The following is a 20784-nucleotide window of genomic DNA, read 5'->3' on the forward strand; positions in this document are numbered from 1 at the left end:
GATCACGCCGGTCAACGCATTCATCGCTTCTACAGGAAAACTCCCGTGACCGATCGCGTTCATGCCATGCGTGTTTTCATACGCGTCGTAGATACCAACAGTTTCTCCCGCGCCGCCGAGTCCCTAGGCATGCCGCGCGCAACTGTTTCCACGACCATTCAACAACTCGAGGCGCTGCTCGGCGTGCAATTGCTCGCACGCACGACCCGGCGCCTCAATCTCACGGCCGAAGGCGCCGCGTGCTATGAGCGCTGCGTGCGCATCGTGGCGGATATCGACGACCTGGAATCGGGCTTTCATGGCCGCGAGGAGCGCTTGCGCGGCCGCTTGCGCATCGAGATGCCCGATACCGTCGCGACCTCGCTGGTCGTGCCCGCGCTGCCGGATTTTCATGCGCGCTACCCGCATATAGAGCTATCGATTGGCGTGAGCAACCGCGCCGTCGATCTGGTCGGCGAAGGCGTCGATTGCAGCATTCAGCTTGGCGAACTGCCGGACTCCGGGCTGATCGCGCGGCGGCTCGGCAGCTTCGAGCACGTGACCTGCGCAACGCCCGCTTACCTGGAAGCGCACGGCACGCCGAAGACGCTCGATGACCTCGCGCATCATGTGGCGGTGAACTGCGTGTCGGTGCGTACAGGACGCCCGTGCGATTTCGACTTTGAAGTCGACGGCGAAGCTGTGGCCGTGAAAATGGCCGGGTTCGTGCAAGTCACCGACGAGCACGCGTATCTCGCGTGCGGCCTGCAAGGACTCGGGCTGATCCAGCCGCCGCGCATTGCCGCGCTGCCGTACCTGCGTTCGGGCGAATTGCGCGAAGTGCTGCCGCAGTGGAAGTCGATGCCCATGAATGTATCGGTGGCGTTCGTCAAGACCCGGCAAGCGGCGCCGCGGGTGAGCGCGTTCGTGGACTGGCTCGCGGAACTGTTCGAGCGCACGCAGGAAATGGACGATACGCTCACGCGGCTGTTTCGCACGGCGCGGCGTCCGGTGGCGATGTCGCCGAGGCAGGTCCAGCCGGTGCGCGCGACGACCGACTCACTCGATACCCGCGACGAAGACACGCACGAGGACGAGGAAACGGCCAGCGAATCTTGACGGCACGTGCAGGCGCTCATGCTGGCCGTATCGGCTGAGCCGCCTGCTCGCCCACCACTGTGTTCCACTTGCGCACTTCCCAGCGCGTGACCAATCCCTCGGTCACATACGGATCGGCCCGTGCGAATGCTTCAGGCACGGCGGCCGAATCCGCATCGAAGAGCAGCATCGCGCGATCCACGGGCGCCTCCAGCGCGCCACCCAGCAGCAATTCCCCACGCCCGACCGCCGCCCAGGCATACGTCAGATGACGCTCGCGGAACGCCGCCCGCCGCGCCATATAGTCGTCGCTCAATTCATAAATCAAAAGCAGATACATACGCTTGTCTCCGTTTAGAGGCCGACTGTGGGCTGTCTGTGGGCAGCCTGTGGGCCGTTGAAACTCGCAACGGGATCTTCCCGAAGCAACTTTGGAAAATGAAGAAACTGCGTCCGCCACGCCGGGTGTGCGATCATGGCGACGTTTCAGACGCGTCATGTCTGCACGCTCGTGCAAATCGAGCTGCGGCGCACGGGCTCGCCATGTCACGAGCGGATGATCCAGTTGCCCCTGCTTGCGCGTTTTAAGCGTTCTTTCCATTTTCCTCGCGGACCCTCGCCGCGCCTGCTTTTGCCATAACTCCTCTTCGGCATCCGGCTACAGGCCGATCGCCGGAGTTCAACCTCACCCGGCGCTCATCACATTGGTTCGCCGCCCGTCTCAAAGGGCCAACTTGAACAATCTCGGTTTTGCGCTCGTCGTAGCGCTGCTGCGCGCACTCGCGCGGCTACCTTATGGCTTGGTCGCGCGCGTGGGCAGCGTACTCGGAGCGCTGCTTTATTACATTCCTAGCCGTCGAAAACATATTGTGCAAGTCAATCTGCAATTGTGTTTTCCAGGCAAGACCGCAGCCGAATACAAACTCCTTGGGCGTTCACATTTTCGTCACGTTGTGCGCAGTTATGTAGAGCGCGGCGTGCAATGGTTCGGAACGGCCAATGCCATCGAAAAGCTGGTCAAACTCGAAAGCCACATCGATCTTGACGACGAAAACGCCCCGCCCACCATTTTCATGGGTTTTCATTTCGTCGCCATTGAAGTGGGCTGCATGCTGTATTCCATGAAACTGCCCATCACCGCGCTCTATACGCCCATGTCGAGCAAGAAGCTGAACACGCTCGCAATCGAACAGCGCGGCCGCTTCGGCGCCGACATGGTGATGCGTGCCGACAGCGCGCGACGCATTCTCAAGCTGCTGCGCGGCGGCGGATCGGTCATGCTGGCAGCGGACATGGACCACGGCATCGAAAACTCGGTGTTCGTGCCGTTTTTCGGCGTGCCGGCGTGCACGCTCACGTCGGTGTCGAGGCTTGCACGGCTTGGCCGCGCGCGCGTGGTGCCGTTCGTCACGGAAGTGCTGCCTGACTACAAGGGCTACAAGATGACGATTTTCGAGCCGCTTGCCGACTATCCGTCAGACAGCGATGAAATCGACGCACGCCGCATGAACGAGTTTCTTGAATCGCAAGTGGAGCGATTTCCGGAACAGTACTACTGGGTGCATCGGCGATTCAAGCATCGGCCCGAGGGCGCGCCGGCTGTGTACTGACCGGCCCGTAGGTCTTGCCGCTTATCACGGGCGCTTATTCCGGCTTTCGGAAATCGTTGTCCACCCACGCCTGAGCGCTCGTCTTGCTGAACTTGAATCCCGCCGGGACGCGCACGTGCGCCAGCACCGCGCCGAACATGTCGAGCGCCTTCAGATCCGCGTAGGGATCGTCCTCGTCAGGGACGATATCCAGCGTCACGGTAACGTCTTCTCCGTTCGCGCGAACCGTCACATCCTTATGAAGCATCGCATGGCGCTGCTGCTCGTGGCGGCGCAATACTTCGGACGCAGTCTTGATCAGCGTGCGAAATGCGTTCGGGTCAAGCGGCTTGGGGTTCTTCTTGTCGCGGCCCATGGTCCACGGACCCGTGAGCGCAGGTTCTGCTTCGCCATCCTTGATCATCTCGACGGCCCAGCCGTCGTCGTCCTCGTTCTTGATCACGCGGGCCGTCCAGCCGTCGTCGCGCCATAGACGCGCCTCGTGAATCGTATTGTCTTCTTCGGCGTTGAGGTCGTGATCTGAATCGGAAACAGTCATGGAGCAGTGTTCTATTTGAGTGGCCGGTTTAATGGCATTAAGACGGTGCGAGGTGAAACAAGAACGCAAGGCGTCGCCGCGCAGTGTCGAATTGACGAATTTTAACTGCAAGAAGCGGCGGCATCGTCGAAAATGCCTGGACGCTGGCCGATCGGTCTACGCAACGACATCACGTGCCCAGCGCCCGGACAACCCGGGACACTCGCCAACACTTCGGAGGAATCTCTATGCTTTCACTAATCGGCACCATTATCGTCGGGGGCATCATTGGTTTGATCGCCCGTGCGATCAAACCCGGCGACGACAGCATGGGCTGGATCATGACGATCGTGCTCGGCATTGCCGGCTCGCTGATAGCGGGCTATGCAGGCCGCGCGATGGGCTGGTACCAGGAAGGACAACCGGCTGGCTGGATCGCGTCGGTGATCGGCGCAATCATTCTGCTGGTGATCTGGGGGCTCGTGACGAAACGCCGGGCCTGACTGGCATTTATACGCACTCGCATGCGGCGGAACCTCGCCTGATGCACTCGGCTGAAAAGGCTGTTCCGGCGAAAGCTGGAACAGCCTTTTTTATGCGCAAAATCAGTAACAAAAGCATTAGACACTCAGTCCCGACTTCAGGAACAGCACATGGCGCGGTGCGAAGTGCGCGTAGAGCGGCAAAATCGCGCCGCCCATGGCCCGCGCATCGGCGCCAATCTCGCCTTCCACCAAACGCGGACGCAGCATGCCTTGCCAGTCGAACGCATCGAGCGCGGCGTTCGTACGGCTCAACACCTCGCGCAACAACGCCCGATCAAGCTCGCCGTCGATCACGATGGCGTCAAGGTCGACCAACGCCGCCGCCGAAGCAATCGCCGATGCCAGCGCGGGACACGCATCCCGAAGCCACGCATCGCACAGCGGCCACAATTGCGCCGAGAGCGCGCGCTGATCGTGCGCGGCCGCCGCGGGAAATCCGGCTTCCGTGAAGCGCTTCTCGAGCACGTAGACAGATGCAACGTTCAGCAACTGCGGTGCGCCTTCGGACCTGAGCGGAAACGATCCGACCGCACCCGCATTGCCCTTTGGTCCGGCATGCAGGCGGCCATCGATCACGAGACCACCGCCAATAAAGGTACCAATAAACACATACAGGAAATCGCGCAATCCGCGTCCTTGTCCCATCAACAACTCGGCGGCGCATGCAGCGGTCGTGTCCTTCGCGAACTCCACGGGCAACGCCGTGAGCGCCTGGACGCGCGCGCGAATATCGATCTCGTTCCAAGCGGCGAAGACCTCGGGCGGCGTGTCGAAGAAGGTGCGCCATCCGCCCAGCCACAAAGGCGCCGCCACGCCGATACCGACCACCTTGCCGGCGTTATCGGCGAGCGCGTTTATCATCTGATCGAGTTTGCCGGCAAGCAGCTTGAACACCGTGCGCGGATCGGGATATGCATAACCAGTCGTCTCGCGCGCATGCACCTGACCCGCGAAATCCATGGTCAGCACATCAAGACTGCGCCGCCCCACTTTCACGCCGATGGAAAACGCGCCGTCCGCGCGCAGCGAGATCGGCACGGACGGCTGTCCCATGCGCCCCTGTACGCGCGTTCTTGGTTCGCGCGCAAGCAGGCCGTCATCGATCAGACGATCCACGATCAGCGACGCAGTCTGCGAACTCAAGCGCGTCAACCTCGCGATATCCGATTTGGGCAGCGGCCCATGTACGCGCACCGCCTGCAGCACGATGCGCTCGTTCATTTGCCGCATGCCGGCCGGTTTGGGGGTCGCGCTGGACGTTGTAGGGGACGTCGCGCCGGACGTGGCCGTGGGCGGGCTCATTGCGCTCAGGCAATCGCCTGGACGTCGGCCTGCTTGGCGCCGGTCATGATCGCCACCGCCTCGGACATATGGATGTCGCGCGTATTGACAAGCGCCGCACGCCGCCCAAGGCGCTGGATATGGATGCGGTCAGCGATTTCGAACACATGCGGCATGTTGTGGCTGATCAGGATCACCGGCAAGCCGCGATCGCGCACGCGCCGGATCAACTCCAGCACCATGTTGGATTCCTTCACGCCGAGCGCGGCGGTGGGTTCATCGAGGATCACGACATGCCGTGCGAAAGCCGCGCTGCGCGCCACCGCAACGCCCTGGCGCTGACCGCCGGAAAGCGTTTCGACCGCCTGTTTCATGGAGCGGATGCCGATCTGCAAGCCTTCCATATGGGCGATGGCTTCCTGCAGCATGCGTCGCTTGTCGATCATCTTGAATACCGAGCCGAGCACGCCCGGACGCTTGAGCTCGCGCCCGAGAAACAGGTTTTCCGCGATGCTCATGGCCGGCGCGACCGCGAGATCCTGGTACACGGTTTCTATGCCTTGCGCGCGGGCATCGAGCGGACTGCGGAAATGGACGGGCTTGCCATCGAGCAGGATCTCACCTTCGTCCGGCACGAGCGCGCCCGAAAGTGCCTTGATCAGCGACGATTTTCCCGCGCCGTTATCGCCGATGACCGCCATGATCTCGCCGGGCAGCAGTTCGAAATCGACGCCGTCGAGCGCGGTGACGGAGCCGTAGCGCTTGATGACGCCGCGCGCTTCCAGGACAAGCTTGCGTGTGTCGTTCATGGCCGTGACTCCTTTAAGCGCGAGGCCGCGCGAGCTTGTCCGCGGCAACCGCGAGAATCACCAGAATGCCGGTGATCAGGATTTGATAAACCGACGACACGCCGATCAGCGTCAGGCCGTTGCGAAACACGCCGACAATCAGCGCACCCAGCAACGTGCCGACAATCGTGCCGCGTCCGCCGAAGAGGCTTGTGCCGCCGAGCACGACCGCCGTGATGGAATCGAGGTTCTCCGTCTGCCCGGCTTGCGGATCGCCCACGCCCGTTCGCGCCACGGACAACAACGCCGCAATGCCGTAGAAAAATCCCGCGAGCGTGTACACGGTGATCAGGATCTTCTGCGACGAAAGCCCCATCAGCCGCGCCGCTTCGGCGTTGTTTCCAAGCGCGTAGAGATGGCGCCCAGGCACGGTATCGCGCAGTACGAACCACACGACCAGATACATCAGCAGGGTCAGCACCGTGCCATACGTGACTTCCGCGCCGCCGAGATGAAACGTGGTGCCGAAGAACATCATGGCGTCGGGCAGGTTCGTGACGCTCTCGGCATTCGAATAGACCTGCGTCAATGCGAACGCAATGTTGAGCGTGCCAAGCGTCACGATAAACGCCGGCAACTTGATCTTCGTGATCAAGGCACCGTTCAGTAATCCAAATAATGCGCTTGCACCGACGCCGCATAGGATTGCAAGCACGGGCGGTATGCCAAGCGTCACGGCGAACTTGGTCATGATGATGGAGCCGAACGCCATCACCATGCCGCACGACAGGTCAATACCGCCAGTCAGCACGATCAGCGTCTGGCCAATGGCGATCACGGCCACGACCATGGTTTGCTGAAGGATCAGCGAGAGGTTCTGGATCGACAGGAAGCGGTTGCTTTGCCAGATGAAAAACGCGCAGGCGATCACGAGCGCGGCGAGCGGGCCAATGTCCGTGAGTGACGGCAAGCGGTCGGCGAACGCTGTGCGGCTGGCCGTGGGAGAGGTGGATTGCGTCATGATTCGGGACCTCGACAGCGACAAACAAAAGGCGCCGCATGCTGCGTTCAGGCACTCAGCACGGCATGCGGCGTGGCAGCTTACTTGTTGCCCCAGCAGTTATCCAGGCCGAACTTCGTGTCCTTGGCGGTGACGCCGTTGGCGGGTTTATCGGTGATGAGCGTCACGCCCGTGTCGTGATAGCCGGTCGCCTTCTTGCCCGTCTTCGCGTAGTCGATACCCGCCTGCACACCTTGCGCCGCCATCACGAGCGGATATTGCTGCGAGGTCGCGGCGAAGTTGCCCGACTTCACATTGCGCACGCCCTCGCAGCCGCCGTCGATAGACACGATCATCACGCCCTTGTCCTTGCCCGCTGCCTTGAGCGCGCGATAAGCACCTGCCGCAGCCGGCTCGTTGATCGTATAGACGAGGTTGATATCCGGCACTTTCTGCAGGCAGTTTTCCATCGCCGTCTGGCCCTTCGATTGATCGCCACGCGTGTCCTGGCTGCAGACAATCGACGGATCGCCTTCCTTCACGCCGAAGCCCTGCAGGAAGCCGTTATGACGCAGCACGCCGACCGACACGCCCGGAGCCAGATCGAGCGTCGCGATCTTCGCGGGCTTGCCGCCGAGCGACGCCTTTGCATACTCGCCAATCAGCACGCCCGCCTTGAAGTTATCGGTGGCGAAAAGCGCGTCGGTGGCGTCCTGCGGTTCGGTCGGGGTGTCGAGGGCAATCACGAGAATGCCTGCCGCACGCGCTTTCTTGAGCGTCGGGACAATGGCCTTGGTGTCGCTCGGCGTAATCAGGATGGCCTTGACGCCGGCCGTGATCATGTTTTCCACAGCGGTGACCTGGCTGGCATTGTCGCCGTCGAACTTGCCGCTGGCGGTGATCAGTTTCACGCCGCCTTTGGTGGCGGCCTCTTCGGCGCCCTGCTTCATCTTGACGAAGAACGGATTCGTTTCGGTCTTGGTAATCAGCCCGATGGCGATCTGGTCCGCGGCCAAAGCGACGCCTGAACCGAGAATCGATGCAACGGCCAAGCCAAGGAAAGACGCACGGACGGCGGCACGCCGAAGATTTTTCATGTCTCGCTCCACTGTTTTTATGGACCGGCGCTTTCCGGGAGAGAAGCGCTTGAGGTCCGTTTGTCGACTAAATCAATTGACTTTATTTAGTACAGCAGCGGTGGAAGGACAAGTCAAGAAAAGCCGCTTGATGAGTGAAGTGCGCCGCAACATGAACGACGGAAAATAAATCCAGGTATTCGCACGCGCGTTGCGAAGGCCGATTGTTGCGGCGCGTCTACGGATAAACACCAAGCAGGAGGAAGAAACAGGAAACCTGGCAAATTGAATTGTTTTCCGGAATTTTCTCCGGTTATGGTTTACCAGCATTTTTATCAACCATATGGGTGTCACGCATCATGAGCGCACTTGAAGCCCTTCACGCCGTTGTTACGAGCGAAGATTCGCCGCAGATCATTCGCGACCACGTTGTCGACGCGTTGCAATTTGCCTTGCGCAACAAGCCGGGCTTTTTCACGACGAAGGAAGTGCAATGGCTCGCGCAGTGGGATGACACGCGTATCCCGATTGCGGCGACGAAGATATTGAAAGAGATGAAGACGGACTAAGTAAAGTACGCCCTAGTGCAGCCCGGCCTTGTCGACAAGATCAAACGAGAACGCCAGCGCCTTGTCGCCGGCAATCCGGTCGATAAACTCGATCACGTCCGGGTCTTTCACGAAACTGGCGGCGGAAACCGCGCCAAGAATTGCGCCGCTTTCCTGCGGTTTGGCGATCAGGAAACCCTGCACATAATCAACGCCGATGTCCTTCAGCGCGCGCAGCGTATCGATATCCTCGACCCATTCCGCCACGCTGCGCATCCCAAGATTGCGGGCCAGCGCAACAATCGCCTCGACAATGGCGATATCGGCCGGATGCGCGCACATCGTGCGGATAAACTCGCCGTCTATCTTGAGGGCATCGGCGGAAAGATCCTTGAGATACTTGAACGACGTGTATCCCGCCCCGAAGTCGTCGAGCGCGATCTTGCCACCCAGATCATGCACCCGCGCGATAAACCGCTGCGTATTGCCAAGATCGTGCAACGCGACACTCTCAGTAATCTCAAGACACAGGTAAGGCACCACATGCCGGTAACGTGCGAACAGCGCGAAGGCATCTTCCATGAACTGCTCGTCGTTCAGCGACCCGCCACTCAGATTCACGCAGATAAACCGCGTATTCCGAAGCGAAGCCTGATGCTTCTCGATCCATTCGAGCAGCGTGGTAATCACCCATTTGTCGATGGCCGCAATATTCCCCGACTCTTCCGCCGCCACGATCACCTTGCCCGCGGGCAGCGTCGCGCCGTCGGGCGCGCGCATGCGCAACAGCACTTCGAAATTCAGCGACTCGGTCGGCGCGGTAAGCGACATGATCGGCTGCATCACGAGGAATAATCCGGGCGGCAGTCGATTGCGTCCCAGCGTTTCCACAAGCTTCAGTTCCTCTGCGCGTTCCTCGAACGCCGCCGCACCTTTGCGATACGTCACCATTCTTACGTTGGAGCTTTTCTTGGCCTCGCGGCACGCACGATCCGCGTGCGAAAGCGCATCCTGCACGCGCACGCCCGTCGAGCATTCGACCAGTCCAACGGACGCCTTGACCTGGAACGCGCGATTGCCGACCTGATACGGCGTGTCGCTCAACGCGCTCATCAATTGCTGGCAACAGTCGACGGCTTCGTCTATCGACATGCCGCTCATCACGCATACGAATTCGTCGCCGCCGATGCGTCCGAACGGAAAAGCCGTTCCAAACAGCGCACGGGTACGCGCCGCGACCTGCTTGAGGACTTCGTCGCCGGCGCGATGCCCGAAGAGATCGTTCACGAGCTTGAAACGATCGAGATCCACATAAGCAAGCGCCCACGACGACGCCTCTTCGCTTTGCGCTGCAATCGCCTTCTCAACACCACGCCGGTTGAGCGAGCCCGTGAGCGGATCGTGCGCAACCAGAAAGCGCAAGCGCTCGATAGCCTTCGAGCGCTCCGTCACGTCCTGCAGCGAGCCCTCGATCCAGCCGTTCGAGCGCGTGGCCTTCAGCAGGAAGCGCCGTTCGCCATTGCCGCGCGAGTGCGCACCGCCCATTTCAAGTTCGCCCTCGCTGCCCTTCGACGCCAGCGCCTGCAGCGCCCCCCATGCCCCCGATTCGAAGTAATCGTTCCAGTGCCGCACCTTGTACTCGGATTTCTGCAACGCGAGCATGGAACGCAGCGCGGGGTTGGCGCGCACGAAGTGACCGGCGGTATCGAGGGTAAACAAGCCGATGGGCGTCACGTCGTACGTGTTGCGCAATTCCGTCTGCGCTTGCCGGCGACGCTCGCGCTCCGCCCGCATTTGTTCGGCGATGGCAAACGCCGCCATCATGCTCGACGACAACGCCGCCATCACGGTATTCACGCCTCCGACCAGCAGCTTGATGCCGAACGCCGCGCCCATTACTTCGGAGAATGTGGCGAACAGCACGATCGCAAGCGACCCGACATACCACAACACAGTGCGCGAACGCGTAATCCACACCAGCCGCGCAAGCAGGAAAATCAATACGAATACGCCAAAGCCCGTGATTACCCAAAGCGTTGGAATAAATCGCGAATAAGGAAGCGCGATGGCCGCGCCCAACAGCACAAGTCCGACATACTGGATGATCCTCAGCAGCCATCTATAGCCGATCGCCTTCAGTTCGCGGCGAAACAGCGAGGCGAACAACGCGGCTGTCAGCAGGTAATACGCGGCGAATGTCAGTTGCCGCAGGCTTTGCATGTACTCGGGCGGAATGACGCGCCCGAGCCATTGCATGTCCCATCCCATTGCGTTGGCGCAAAGCCGCAAATTACCGACCAGCCAGACCGCGAAGATCACGTAGGTCCATTCGCGGTTGATCATCGCCGTGACGAAAACAAACACGGCTAGCGTCAGCAAGCCGCCCGCAATCAACCCCGAGCTTTCCTCGAAGTCGAGCGCCGCATTGCGCAACGCCGGACCGTTCCAGGCGAGCGCCGTGATCTGCGCCGGGCCGGAGAACGTGCCACGGCACAGCACGCTCACGGATTGAACCAGGTGGCCGAGATGCAATGAGAATCCGGCCTTGACCGGCGCAAGCTCATTGGTCGTGCTCAGCCGGTTGGCGGTCCCCAGCGATTGCAGGCTCGACGCCACCCAGCACGACAGCGTTTGCGCGTGCCGGGAAGGAAGTTCCGCATAAGTGGACTGTTCCGAACTCATGCTGGGAACGGTGAATTCAAACCAGAAGGGTTCTTCCGACAGTCGGGTATTGAAGCGGTTAGTGGTCACGGCGCCAGGCATGCGCTGCAACGCCGAAGCCGGATCGAGCGTACCGCCCGGATCCTTCACCACGTGCAGGGGCAACGTGAGCCCGCCCTTCGAATCGAATTGCTGCGTGCCCCAGATCAGGGTTGCGACGGTGCCGAGAGCGATAAGAGTGGGAACAATATAAACGGCGAACGCGTACAGGAACCGATCGATATTCGACCCGGTAAATCCGGACTTGGCCCGCGAAAATAAGGCACCCAACGCCATACCTGGATTTCCCCCGTAATGCATGACGTGCATGACGCAAGCCGCAAAAGTAGTGGCGAAACAACGTTATTAACTACCCGGTTGAATCGCCACCACCTTCTCCTGTGACCTCGGCAGTCAGGCCGACGGGCTATCTCTTATTACCTGCCAAAGCTAAGTTGCGATGCTTCCGGGCATCGTACCGGTTCCGGACGGAAAGATAAATCCGGCATCTCCAGATTGAGATCCGGATGATCGGTGTGAACCATGAACCTGAATAACGGATGTTTCGCTTCCTGCCAACGGCGGCGCGCCGCCATGACGTCCTTGGCAAGCACCCGGTGCGGTAATCCGCCAACATGCGCCATTGGCAGGAATTCCCTTTCACCGAATACGTCCTCAAACAGCATCGCTTCATATTCACGGTCGAGCGGCGCACGCGCCGTGATAACCATATAATCGACAAGCTGCTGCTCGCAATAAAGCCACAGTGCCTTGCAGAGCATTACTTTAACGACCCGCCCAATACCACCGCCCGCCACACCCAGCCGTGTCGCTTCGGCGAGCCGGCTGTTAGCCAGCCATTCAGGCAGACGCACGGATTGTTCCACAGCCAGGGGCGTATATTCATTCGTTTGAATACGCATTGTGCCAACCGGCGCGCCATCGAGTTTCGACTCCGCGAGAAGCACCGCCACGCCTGCATCGCGATCGCACTCTTCAATGCCAAGCTTGGCGGCGAAGGACGGCAAATGCCGCGCATAGGCAAGGCGCCGGATATCGACGACTTTCTCGAGATCGGCACTTTCTCGAACTATCCGAATAGTAAATGGCATGGATTCGCGCTTTCTGAGCGTTTCTACCGCACACTCCAGCGTTTCTAACCCGGCGCGTTGGTCCATAAGGCGACCGCATAAAATGCTGCTTTGGTCCGCATGATCGAGCTTTTCCATTTTTGTTACCCCAATTTGTGGCGAGAAGGAGGATGCCGCGATGCGCTTGACTTTATGCAAGCCACATGCACGACGATTTAAGTCTCGCCTAAAGGCAATTGACGGGGTAAGGGATGGTTGTTAAAACTTTGAAGAAATCTAAAAAAACGACATTCCTAATGCTTTTCAGGTTTTATCCGTAGTTTTAACTCGATTAATTTCGTATTATGAAAATCTATTCGGAGATACGGCGGAATTCAGGGATTATTGGGAATTCGGGTTAAGTGTTCTTGGCCGGGACATGCACCCGCAACGTGCGTGTTTATATAAAGCAGCTGTGCCTTGTGTTTAGAAAAAGCATATTCGAGCTTTGCAGCGGGCAAATGAAAACAGGAAAAAATGACTGAAATCGGCGGCGACAGTATTTTCTTCCAGTCTACTTCGCTACGGCGTGTTATTGCAGGTTAGAGGCATATTGGAAATCGTTTCCAACTCTTGAATAAAGCGCGGGCGCCATTGGGCATTGTGGTCACGTCCAGCGGATGTCCTGACATCCGCTGGGGAAATTCCGGGTGCGCTTCAGTCTTCGTCGTCCAGCCAGGGAATGTCCACGTCGGTGATGAATGCGACCATTGCGAGCGGACGTCCTTCCTGGCGGCCGATCTTGCCGTCCGCCCGCTGCCATTCGCAGCGCAGGACGGTTGCCGGCGTGTCGGCCATCAGCGTGACCGTGCGCAACTCGTCAGGGTCCGCGTCTTCCACTGGACCGTCCAGCGACACCAGGAGCTGTTGCGGCCACATGCCATCGACCGGGTCGTAAATCTTGTCGCCGTCGTGGATCACCACAAACGCTTCCACGCCAATCGTTGCCGATGCCTCCACAATCATCTTGCCAAGCGCGCGCAGCACAGCGGTTGCGCGGCCAGAGTTGGCCTGACGGATGGCAAGGTCGCCGCGAGTCAGCGCCTGCTCCAGTTTCGGGTTGGTTTTCTGTTGGGCCATCGGGTTGCCTCCGTAACTTGATTACCGTTCGACGGGTACGGCCCGCCGAGAGTTGCAAGGCCGGATCGTACCATTGCCGTCCCAAATTTACCGCTTGGCGCCCCTCGTGCGGAACTTGTCGAAGCGCCGCAAACTCTTGTCCATCAACCTGCGGTCAGTGCGCGCGCAAGAAATTCGCCGCCTGCCTTGAGCGCGGTCACATTGCCGGGTTCAAAGGTCCAATGGCCGGCTGCATCGACTATTGAAAGCTGGGCGCGAGGCCAAGCGTCGGCGAGCGCGAGCGCCTGATCCGCGGGACACACCATGTCGAAGCGGCCGTGCACGAGCACGCACGGCAGATGCGCGATCCTGCCAATGCGAGGCAACAACGGCTCGGGCGGCAGCTCATGCGCCATGTAGTGATGTTCGAGCAGCGACATGGAGATGGCAGCAGCGTTGGATTCGCGCGTCTCCTCGGGCGATGCCTGGGGCCGGGCCGGCTCAGTGCCGGCGGCTTCGGCAGCGTCGGCTTTGGTCGCCACAGGCTTGTTCACCACCGACAGCGTGGCTTCATATCCGGACCATGCTCGTGCGAGCTTGATGCCGGCTTCGTCGAAACGGGCGAGCGGCGCGCCGGTCAGCGACAGGATTTCAGCCGCGTTGAGCGGGTACTCGCCGCTCGCGGCTTCGATTGCATCGAGAAACTTGCGATGTGCGTCGGGAAACACACGCTGCACGTCCCACAGGAACCAGTCGATATCCTGCCGGCGAGCGAGGAAAATCCCGCGCAGCAAGAAGCCGCGGCAGCGCTCCGGATGCGTCACGCCGTAGCTCAGCGCGAGCGTCGTGCCCCACGAGCCGCCGAACAATGCCCACTTTTCGATGCCGAGCAACACCCGCAGCTTTTCCATGTCGCTGACGAGTTCCTTCGTGCCGTTATGTTCCAGCTTGCCAAAGGGTGTGGACTTGCCGCAACCGCGCTGGTCGAAGAAGACCATCCGCCACTTCGATGCATCCAGCACGTCTCCCCACTTCAGGTTCATGGCGCCGCCCGGGCCGCCATGCACGATCAGCATCACCGGCGCGTCCTTCGGGCCTTGCGCGCGCCAATAGATCGAATGCCCATCGCCCACATCGAGCATGCCTTCGTCGAAAGCCGGCGCCTGTGCAGCCGATAAATCTTCCGGAACCGGGGTCTTTACTTCGTTGCCTGCATCGTCCGTCATTGGAACTCCGTTGAAGAGAGATCAAGCGCCTCCCTGTATCTGACTGTGTGTCTGCACGAGTGACCGCGCCGCCCTGCCGGATTTTGGAATCAGGACACGGATCGCCGCACACGCTATCCTTCGGGTTTCGCGCGCCGTGGTTGCTCACGTTTGCCGAACTCAGGCCGCCGGACCCGATGGCGGCCTGTGTCCTCCCGCCTTTCGCGGCGCTTCAGCCAAGTTTTTACCATCGCCTGATACTTAATGCATCGAACCTTCGTCAAGTGGCTATTCGCGACCTACCTGCTTGGCAGCGGCACAGTGTGGTCCATCCTGATTCTGCCTTTGTTTCCATTTGTCGGCCGCAGCGGCCGCTACTGGCTCGCGAAGCAATGGTGCCGCGCAATGGTCAAGATGATGCGCGTGATTACCGGCGTGTCGTGTTCGGTGGAAGGACTCGAAAACCTGCCGGACGAGCCGTTCATCATGCTGTGCCGGCACGAATCGACGTGGGAAACGCTTGCCTTCATGGCGCTGTTTCCACGCCGGATCAGTTTTGTATTCAAAAGCGATCTCAAGCGTATCCCGTTCTTCGGCTGGGTGCTGAAAGGCCTCGACATGGTGAGCCTGGATCGCGGTTCGCCGCGTCAGGCGCATCAGGCCGTCACGCGCGAATGTGCAGGGAAGCTTGCGCTGGGCGACGTCGTGGTGATCTTTCCCGAAGGCACGCGGGTGGCGCATGACGCGCCGTTGAAGCTGGCGTCGGGCGGAGTGCGCCTCGCGTGTTCCACGCAGGTGCCCGCCGTGCCGGTCGTGCACAACGCGGGGAAGTACTGGCCGGCCAAAGGCTGGCCGGATCAGCCCGGCCATATTCGCGTGATCGTGTTGCCGCCGTTGCCCGCTGATTGTGTGGTGCCTCAGGAGTTGAACCGGCTCGCTCAGGAACGCATGGAGAAGGAGATGGCGCGGCTTGCATGAGCAACCGCTCCCGCGCGCCGGCTCAAAAAGGCCGGCGGCGCTTGGCGGCGCACAGCCTGTCCACCGCTGACAACAACGCTTCCACCTCGACGGGCTTTTGCAGATAACCATCGTAATGAACGAAAGCCGGTGGATGCGGATGCCCCGAAATCATCAGGAAGGGAATGTGCGCCATCGCCGAATTGGTCTTCATGGTCTGGCATAGCAACGCGCCGCCAAGCCCCGGCATCTTCCAGTCGGACACCACAATGTCCACGCTGTTTTCGCCCAGTAACGCGAGCGCGCCGTTGCCGTCGAACGCGGACAGCACCCTGCATTCCTGCGATTGCATGCACAGGGTCCACGCTTCGATAGTCTCGGGATCGTCGTCGACGAGCAATACGGTTTTCATCTTGCGGGCGGCTTTGATGGCGTCTTGGTCAATGAGGTCTGGGCAGTGAGACATCACAAAGCGGGAATTGGTTGCACGCAGATATCTTGCCCATGCTTACAGTACGTTTTGCCTGTAGGCGAAATGCATCGCTGCTTCACGCAATACGCGTCGCTTGTTTTTGGAGCACTTGCTTCGAGCCACTTATATAGCTTTTATCGCACGTATGCTAATGGGGTTTTGCCGATGCCGCTCGCGCGGTAACAAGTGCCTGCAGCAAGACTTAAGGCCAGCTATTTCATACCGATGCGCACCGTTTCGCGCTCGCGTCCTGCGTCGCGGATTGCATCAATAAGATCCTCAAGTGCCGCCCGCCTCGCGCGATCATGACGGAGGATCAGACCGATGGATTCATCTGCGCTGGCGAAAGGCATGGGCAAGCGCGCCAAGAGTTTCAACGCGATGTCATGCTCGACCACGCTCCACGGCACGAACCAAACCGCGTCGTTGTGCAATGCAAGAGCGCGCCCGAGCGACACCGACAATGTCTCGATCAGCGAACTCAAGGCCTGCGCCCCAAACGCCGTCAGTACGCTCTCGGCCGACTGGCGGATCAACGTCCCGAATGGCGGCACCACTACTGGAAATCGCGCAAGCAACGCAGCCGTGACACTGTTTTCGTGTACGAGCGGATGATCGTGACGAACCACGACCGTCAGCGGTTCGCGATACAACTGCTCGAAGGTCATCCCGAGCATGCCTTCGGGTTCGGACAGCCGGCCGATGACCAGATCGGCATCGGCGGATTTGAGGCGTTCGAGCAACTGCGAGTTCGACCCCGTCCATACTTTCACCGACACCCCCGGCCACCGCGCTCGAAACGCTGCAAGCACTGGCGGCAGCAAGACAGACCCGACCGTGGGCAGAACGCCGAGCGAAACCGTGCCGGGATGCTCGATCCCATGCCGGGACAATTCGTCCACGCCTTCGCGCAACGCGCCCACGCACGCGGCGGCATGCGGCGCAAACAGACGTCCTTCGCGCGTGGGCTCGGCGCCGCGCCGGCCGCGTTCGAACAAACGCACGCTCAGGATGGATTCGAGTTCCGCAATCGTCTTCGATACCGCCGGCTGCGTGATCGAAAGACTATCCGCGGCACGCTGCACGCTGCCGAACTGCATCACAGCCAGGAAACATTGCAGATGCCGGAACTTGATCCGCCCGCTGGTCAGACTGCCGAGCGGGGAGGCGGACGCAGCGCTAAACGAGGATTCGTTATCCATGACGATAGGTTATGTCTGAATGCACGAAACGACATTTTCCATAACTTCATCGCTTAGATAAAGTGTCGATCAAAATGTGGAGGCGAATGCCCTGCTTTCTTGTTTCCGCTCTTTCATACCCATCTGCAAGACCCGAAGGAAACGATGTTCCTCGACCTTCGAGAAACTACCGCCATGGGGCAAGACCGGGCGTACGGTATTGATGGTTTATGATGTCGAACGCTCGAACCCGCCTGCATTGCGCCATGAAAGACGATCAATCTCCCAGCCCGCTTTACCTCAAGCTCTTCTCGGAAACCGCCCAGATAGAATGGTCCGAACTGCAGCGTTTTTTTGCGCGCGGCGTGCTGCTGAAAGTGGCGCGCGATATCGATCTGGTCAGCGTGGCCGAAGCCGTTGCGAGTGACGATACCCGGCAAGTGACCGAATGGCTCTCCTCAGGGTTGCTCGAACGCACGACCGCCGAGACCGCCGCCGATCTTGCTGAACGCAACCCGGAATTGTGGGCCGTGGTGGTGTCGCCGTGGGTTTGCGTGCAGGAACGCGGCTGATCTCTTACGCCGGACGCGGCGTCAGTTTGCGCCAGAGCGTGGTCTTGCTGATACCCAGCGCCTTCGCCGTTCTATCACGGTCGCCGCCGAACGAATCCAGCATCGAGCGTATTTCGTCCGCCTCCACCTTGCGGCTGCGCGCCTTGAGCGATTCCACGTTTGAATTCGACGTTGTTTCCTCGAGTTCCGGCGCAATCGATCTCATTAGCCTGGGTGTCAACTTCAACGGCTTCGCAGCCGTGTCTTCCAGTTCGACCGAAATCCGTTCAATCACGTTCTGCAATTCGCGCACGTTTCCGGGCCATGCATAAGCCACGAGCATTGGCATTACCGGTTCGAGCGTCTTGAGCGCGGCATCCGGCGAAGCAAGCCGCCCGGTGCGCCACAACAACTGTGCAGCCAGCGCCGGTACGTCAGCCGACCGCTCGCGCAACGGCGGCAGCGTCAGATTCAAGATATTCAGCCGATAGTAAAGGTCCGCGCGAAACTCGCCCGTCTTCACGCGCTCGCTCAACGCGCGGTGCGTTGCCGCGACGATCCGCACATCGACCTGTAGCGGCTCCGTGGAACCCAGCCGTACAACCTCGCGCTCTTGCAGCACGCGCAGCAAACGGCTTTGCAGCGGTAACGGCATTTCGCCGATTTCATCGAGGAAAAGCGTGCCGCGATGCGCCGATTCAATCAGCCCCGCCTTGCCGCCACGCCGCGCGCCAGTAAATGCGCCCTCTTCGTAGCCAAACAATTCGCTTTCCAGAAGCGTCTCCGGAAACGCGCCGCAATTGAACGCGACAAAAGCAAAGTCACGCCGCGCGCTTTCGCTGTGAATACCCTGCGCGACGAGTTCTTTTCCTGTGCCGCTTTCACCGCGAATCAGCACGGTGGCGTCCGAGCGGGCATAACGGCGCGCGCGCTGTCGAATCTGCTCGATCGCGTGGCTGCCGCCGTTCAGGTCGCCGATTTTGTATCGCGTCGTGAGGGCCGGTGCGCGTTGCCGCGTGCGCACCGACCGGTCCATGCGCTGCAACGCCATCGACTCCTGAAACGTGACGATGGAACCCGATGCCGCCGATGCATCCCCCCAGGCGCTTCGATGCACCACATAATTCGTCCCGCGTACCGTTTCCAGCGACTCGCCGGGCTCGCTCGGCACCGCGCTCGCCACCTCGGGCGCCAGGTCACGCAAGCGCCTGCCGACCACTTGCGACGGCGCAAGCTGTAGCATCTCGGCCATCTTGCCGCTCAGCGCTTCTATACGGCCATCGGCGGCAAGCGCAATCACGCCATCGCGCAGATGTTGCAGGACCTGATCCAGCCTGCGGCGGCGCTGCGTCTCGCCAAGCGTTGCACGGGCCACTTCGAGCGCGGTTTCGAACGCGCCCTGAACCGAGGCGCGCGAGTACAGGAACACCGACTTCATGCCGGCCTTTTCAGCGAGTTCCGTGACAAGTCCCGGCCCGACGACCGTCTGCACCCCGCGATCGCGCAAGTCCAGCACGCACGATTCCGCATCCTCCGCAGACACATACGACGCACATTCGATCGCCGCGCCGAACGCCCGGAAAAAGCGCGCCACTTCGGCGGGCGTTTCGCCATGCATCACGAGACCGACTGGATCACCCTCGCGCCGCGCGCGCGCCAGTGCGTGCATGACGTCGAATCCGGTCGGGTTCACCAGCACGACCGGCACGCCAATCCGCACCTTGAGATAAGCCCCGTTCGATCCGGCAGCCACCACCACGTCCGGGCGCGCATCGCCGGCGTTTTCGATCTCATGCACGGCGTCCTCGTACCCGAGCGGCACGATCCTCAGATCGGCAATGCCGTCATATTCGGCCGCCATGTCGCGATACAGATCGCGCAATTTGCTGATACCGACGGCCCAGATACGTGGAGGAGGATTCATGACAGAACTCGATTGAAGATGCCAGAGTTTAATTCAATTTTGCAATATCTCATTGCATTTATGAAATTTTCAGCCGCCGACAAAAAAGGCTAATCTGTTCTCAATCAATGACTTGACGTACTGGCAGACAACTTGCGCTATAAGGCGTGATCAACGGAGACCTGATATGAGTACAGCTGCAACACTAAGCGCCGGCGCGAAGTTCCGCGCGGCGGTCGCGGCCGAGAAGCCCCTGCAACTCGTCGGCGCGATCAATGCGAATCACGCGCTGCTCGCCCAGCATGCCGGCTTCAAGGCAATTTACCTGTCGGGCGGCGGCGTATCGGCCGGATCGCTGGGACTGCCCGACCTCGGCATTTCCACGCTCGACGACGTCCTCACCGACGTCCGCCGCATAACCGACGTATGCGACCTGCCGCTGATGGTCGACGTCGATACCGGCTTCGGCCCGAGCGCCTTCAACATTGCGCGCACGGTCAAGTCGCTGATCAAGGCCGGCGCCGGCGCGATGCATATCGAAGACCAGGTGGGCGCGAAACGCTGCGGTCATCGGCCGGGCAAGGCGATCGTCTCGCAGCAGGAAATGGCAGATCGAGTGAGGGCCGCTGTCGACGCCCGCACCGACGCGAACTTCGTCGTCATGGCGCGTACCGACGCCCTTGCGGTGGAAGGCCTGGACGCGGCGATCGACCGTGCGCGCGCGTGTGTGGAGGCCGGCGCGGACATGATCTTCCCGGAAGCGATGACCGATCTCAAGATGTACAAACAATTCGTCGATGCCGTGAAGGTCCCGGTGCTTGCCAACATCACGGAGTTCGGATCGACGCCGCTTTTCACTGTCGAGGAATTGCGCAGCGTGGATGTTTCCATCGTGCTGTATCCGCTCTCCGCTTTCCGCGCAATGAACAAGGCCGCGGAAAACGTGTATCGCGCAATTCGCACCGATGGCACGCAAGCGAATGTGCTCGACACCATGCAAACGCGCGAGGAACTGTACAAGAGCATTGGTTACCACGACTTCGAGCAGAAGCTCGACGCGCTGTTCAACCAGGCAAAGTAACGGTGTTCATTCAGGAGACTGAAACAAATGAGCGATACCCTGACAAAAGAAGCACCCGCTGCCGGCGGCTTCAAACCGAAAAAATCCGTCGCGCTTTCAGGTG

Annotated in this window: 21 protein-coding genes; 8 read left to right on the top strand and 13 right to left on the bottom strand. The window is 60.4% G+C overall.

What is annotated here, in order from left to right; translation table 11 throughout:
• Nucleotides 1-66: 66 nt before the first annotated feature.
• Nucleotides 67-1098: a LysR family transcriptional regulator gene (locus AWB64_RS17650; RefSeq protein ID WP_208603288.1), complete on the top strand. Its 1032-nt coding sequence runs from the start codon at nt 67-69 to the stop codon at nt 1096-1098.
• Between the two features lie 16 nt (nt 1099-1114).
• Here the strand turns inward: AWB64_RS17650 and AWB64_RS17655 are convergent, their stop codons facing one another.
• Nucleotides 1115-1417: a YciI-like protein gene (locus AWB64_RS17655; protein WP_060856720.1), complete on the bottom strand. Its 303-nt coding sequence runs from the start codon at nt 1415-1417 to the stop codon at nt 1115-1117.
• 394 nt (nt 1418-1811) lie between these two features.
• On the opposite strand from AWB64_RS17655, the gene AWB64_RS17660 reads away from it, so the two are divergent.
• A complete protein-coding gene (locus AWB64_RS17660; RefSeq protein WP_060856721.1) occupies nt 1812-2687 on the top strand; it encodes a lipid A biosynthesis lauroyl acyltransferase in 876 nt (291 codons plus the stop codon).
• 34 nt (nt 2688-2721) lie between these two features.
• On the opposite strand, the gene AWB64_RS17665 is transcribed toward AWB64_RS17660, so the two are convergent.
• A complete protein-coding gene (locus tag AWB64_RS17665; protein ID WP_060856722.1) occupies nt 2722-3225 on the bottom strand; it encodes a hypothetical protein in 504 nt (167 codons plus the stop codon).
• A gap of 227 nt (nt 3226-3452) precedes the next feature.
• On the opposite strand from AWB64_RS17665, the gene AWB64_RS17670 reads away from it, so the two are divergent.
• Nucleotides 3453-3707 carry a GlsB/YeaQ/YmgE family stress response membrane protein gene (locus AWB64_RS17670; protein WP_060856723.1) on the top strand — a complete coding sequence of 85 codons (255 nt, stop codon included), beginning with the start codon at nt 3453-3455 and terminating at the stop codon, nt 3705-3707.
• A 117-nt stretch (nt 3708-3824) separates the two neighbouring features.
• On the opposite strand, the gene AWB64_RS17675 is transcribed toward AWB64_RS17670, so the two are convergent.
• From AWB64_RS17675 to AWB64_RS17690, 4 genes are all read right to left on the bottom strand, one after another.
• On the bottom strand, nt 3825-5051 hold the full coding sequence (locus AWB64_RS17675; protein ID WP_082850524.1) for an ROK family transcriptional regulator: 1227 nt from the start codon (nt 5049-5051) through the stop codon (nt 3825-3827).
• Nucleotides 5052-5056: 5 nt separating this feature from the next.
• A complete protein-coding gene (locus tag AWB64_RS17680) occupies nt 5057-5839 on the bottom strand; it encodes an ATP-binding cassette domain-containing protein (RefSeq protein WP_060856724.1) in 783 nt (260 codons plus the stop codon).
• Between the two features lie 13 nt (nt 5840-5852).
• Nucleotides 5853-6839, bottom strand: a complete 987-nt coding sequence (locus AWB64_RS17685; RefSeq protein WP_060856725.1) for an ABC transporter permease — start codon at nt 6837-6839, stop codon at nt 5853-5855.
• Nucleotides 6840-6919: 80 nt separating this feature from the next.
• Nucleotides 6920-7915 carry a sugar ABC transporter substrate-binding protein gene (locus tag AWB64_RS17690; RefSeq protein ID WP_060856726.1) on the bottom strand — a complete coding sequence of 332 codons (996 nt, stop codon included), beginning with the start codon at nt 7913-7915 and terminating at the stop codon, nt 6920-6922.
• On the opposite strand from AWB64_RS17690, the gene AWB64_RS31945 reads away from it, so the two are divergent.
• Together AWB64_RS31945 and AWB64_RS17695 are read left to right on the top strand one after the other, a co-directional pair.
• A complete protein-coding gene (locus AWB64_RS31945) occupies nt 7914-8084 on the top strand; it encodes a hypothetical protein (protein WP_167353926.1) in 171 nt (56 codons plus the stop codon). The two genes, AWB64_RS17690 and AWB64_RS31945, sit on opposite strands and share 2 nt — an antisense overlap.
• Before the next feature lie 169 nt (nt 8085-8253).
• A complete protein-coding gene (locus AWB64_RS17695; RefSeq protein WP_060856727.1) occupies nt 8254-8463 on the top strand; it encodes a hypothetical protein in 210 nt (69 codons plus the stop codon).
• 12 nt (nt 8464-8475) lie between these two features.
• Here AWB64_RS17695 and AWB64_RS17700 read toward each other — a convergent pair whose 3' ends face one another.
• The 4 genes from AWB64_RS17700 to pip form a co-directional block, all read right to left on the bottom strand.
• Complete coding sequence (locus tag AWB64_RS17700; protein ID WP_099050555.1) at nt 8476-11439, bottom strand: putative bifunctional diguanylate cyclase/phosphodiesterase; 2964 nt, start codon at nt 11437-11439, stop codon at nt 8476-8478.
• A 140-nt stretch (nt 11440-11579) separates the two neighbouring features.
• Nucleotides 11580-12371, bottom strand: a complete 792-nt coding sequence (locus AWB64_RS17705) for a hypothetical protein (protein ID WP_060856728.1) — start codon at nt 12369-12371, stop codon at nt 11580-11582.
• A gap of 558 nt (nt 12372-12929) precedes the next feature.
• Nucleotides 12930-13352: a hypothetical protein gene (locus AWB64_RS17710; protein ID WP_060856729.1), complete on the bottom strand. Its 423-nt coding sequence runs from the start codon at nt 13350-13352 to the stop codon at nt 12930-12932.
• Nucleotides 13353-13495: 143 nt separating this feature from the next.
• The gene (gene pip, locus AWB64_RS17715; RefSeq protein ID WP_060856730.1) at nt 13496-14557 is read right to left on the bottom strand and encodes a prolyl aminopeptidase; all 1062 of its coding nucleotides are present in this window, start codon (nt 14555-14557) and stop codon (nt 13496-13498) included.
• 243 nt (nt 14558-14800) lie between these two features.
• Here pip and AWB64_RS17720 point away from each other — a divergent pair, with 243 nt between their 5' ends.
• On the top strand, nt 14801-15514 hold the full coding sequence (locus tag AWB64_RS17720; protein ID WP_060856731.1) for a lysophospholipid acyltransferase family protein: 714 nt from the start codon (nt 14801-14803) through the stop codon (nt 15512-15514).
• A gap of 22 nt (nt 15515-15536) precedes the next feature.
• On the opposite strand, the gene AWB64_RS17725 is transcribed toward AWB64_RS17720, so the two are convergent.
• Both AWB64_RS17725 and pcaQ read right to left on the bottom strand, forming a co-directional pair.
• Nucleotides 15537-15905, bottom strand: a complete 369-nt coding sequence (locus AWB64_RS17725; RefSeq protein WP_063493232.1) for a response regulator — start codon at nt 15903-15905, stop codon at nt 15537-15539.
• Nucleotides 15906-16177: 272 nt separating this feature from the next.
• A complete protein-coding gene (gene pcaQ / locus AWB64_RS17730; protein ID WP_060856733.1) occupies nt 16178-17167 on the bottom strand; it encodes a pca operon transcription factor PcaQ in 990 nt (329 codons plus the stop codon).
• 245 nt (nt 17168-17412) lie between these two features.
• Here pcaQ and AWB64_RS17735 point away from each other — a divergent pair, with 245 nt between their 5' ends.
• The gene (locus tag AWB64_RS17735) at nt 17413-17718 is read left to right on the top strand and encodes a DUF2288 domain-containing protein (protein ID WP_060856734.1); all 306 of its coding nucleotides are present in this window, start codon (nt 17413-17415) and stop codon (nt 17716-17718) included.
• A 4-nt stretch (nt 17719-17722) separates the two neighbouring features.
• Here AWB64_RS17735 and prpR read toward each other — a convergent pair whose 3' ends face one another.
• Entirely contained in the window at nt 17723-19621 is a 1899-nt protein-coding gene (prpR, locus tag AWB64_RS17740) for a propionate catabolism operon regulatory protein PrpR (RefSeq protein WP_060856735.1), read from the bottom strand.
• 166 nt (nt 19622-19787) lie between these two features.
• On the opposite strand from prpR, the gene prpB reads away from it, so the two are divergent.
• Nucleotides 19788-20681, top strand: coding sequence for a methylisocitrate lyase (prpB, locus tag AWB64_RS17745; RefSeq protein WP_060856736.1), 894 nt, complete (start codon nt 19788-19790; stop codon nt 20679-20681).
• Nucleotides 20682-20784: the final 103 nt, after the last annotated feature.

Source organism: Caballeronia sordidicola, from assembly GCF_001544455.2.
GTDB classification, from domain to species: Bacteria; Pseudomonadota; Gammaproteobacteria; order Burkholderiales; family Burkholderiaceae; genus Caballeronia; species Caballeronia sordidicola.

Coding starts and splice junctions, on each gene's coding strand:
- AWB64_RS17650 (WP_208603288.1), top strand. CDS start 67: ATGCGTGTTTTCATACGCGTCGTAGATACCAACAGTTTCTCCCGCGCC.
- AWB64_RS17655 (WP_060856720.1), bottom strand. CDS start 1,417: ATGTATCTGCTTTTGATTTATGAATTGAGCGACGACTATATGGCGCGG.
- AWB64_RS17665 (WP_060856722.1), bottom strand. CDS start 3,225: ATGACTGTTTCCGATTCAGATCACGACCTCAACGCCGAAGAAGACAAT.
- AWB64_RS17670 (WP_060856723.1), top strand. CDS start 3,453: ATGCTTTCACTAATCGGCACCATTATCGTCGGGGGCATCATTGGTTTG.
- AWB64_RS17675 (WP_082850524.1), bottom strand. CDS start 5,051: ATGAGCCCGCCCACGGCCACGTCCGGCGCGACGTCCCCTACAACGTCC.
- AWB64_RS17680 (WP_060856724.1), bottom strand. CDS start 5,839: ATGAACGACACACGCAAGCTTGTCCTGGAAGCGCGCGGCGTCATCAAG.
- AWB64_RS17685 (WP_060856725.1), bottom strand. CDS start 6,839: ATGACGCAATCCACCTCTCCCACGGCCAGCCGCACAGCGTTCGCCGAC.
- AWB64_RS31945 (WP_167353926.1), top strand. CDS start 7,914: ATGTCTCGCTCCACTGTTTTTATGGACCGGCGCTTTCCGGGAGAGAAG.
- AWB64_RS17690 (WP_060856726.1), bottom strand. CDS start 7,915: ATGAAAAATCTTCGGCGTGCCGCCGTCCGTGCGTCTTTCCTTGGCTTG.
- AWB64_RS17695 (WP_060856727.1), top strand. CDS start 8,254: ATGAGCGCACTTGAAGCCCTTCACGCCGTTGTTACGAGCGAAGATTCG.
- AWB64_RS17700 (WP_099050555.1), bottom strand. CDS start 11,439: ATGGCGTTGGGTGCCTTATTTTCGCGGGCCAAGTCCGGATTTACCGGG.
- AWB64_RS17705 (WP_060856728.1), bottom strand. CDS start 12,371: ATGGAAAAGCTCGATCATGCGGACCAAAGCAGCATTTTATGCGGTCGC.
- AWB64_RS17710 (WP_060856729.1), bottom strand. CDS start 13,352: ATGGCCCAACAGAAAACCAACCCGAAACTGGAGCAGGCGCTGACTCGC.
- pip (WP_060856730.1), bottom strand. CDS start 14,557: ATGACGGACGATGCAGGCAACGAAGTAAAGACCCCGGTTCCGGAAGAT.
- AWB64_RS17720 (WP_060856731.1), top strand. CDS start 14,801: ATGCATCGAACCTTCGTCAAGTGGCTATTCGCGACCTACCTGCTTGGC.
- AWB64_RS17725 (WP_063493232.1), bottom strand. CDS start 15,905: ATGAAAACCGTATTGCTCGTCGACGACGATCCCGAGACTATCGAAGCG.
- pcaQ (WP_060856733.1), bottom strand. CDS start 17,167: ATGGATAACGAATCCTCGTTTAGCGCTGCGTCCGCCTCCCCGCTCGGC.
- AWB64_RS17735 (WP_060856734.1), top strand. CDS start 17,413: ATGAAAGACGATCAATCTCCCAGCCCGCTTTACCTCAAGCTCTTCTCG.
- prpR (WP_060856735.1), bottom strand. CDS start 19,621: ATGAATCCTCCTCCACGTATCTGGGCCGTCGGTATCAGCAAATTGCGC.
- prpB (WP_060856736.1), top strand. CDS start 19,788: ATGAGTACAGCTGCAACACTAAGCGCCGGCGCGAAGTTCCGCGCGGCG.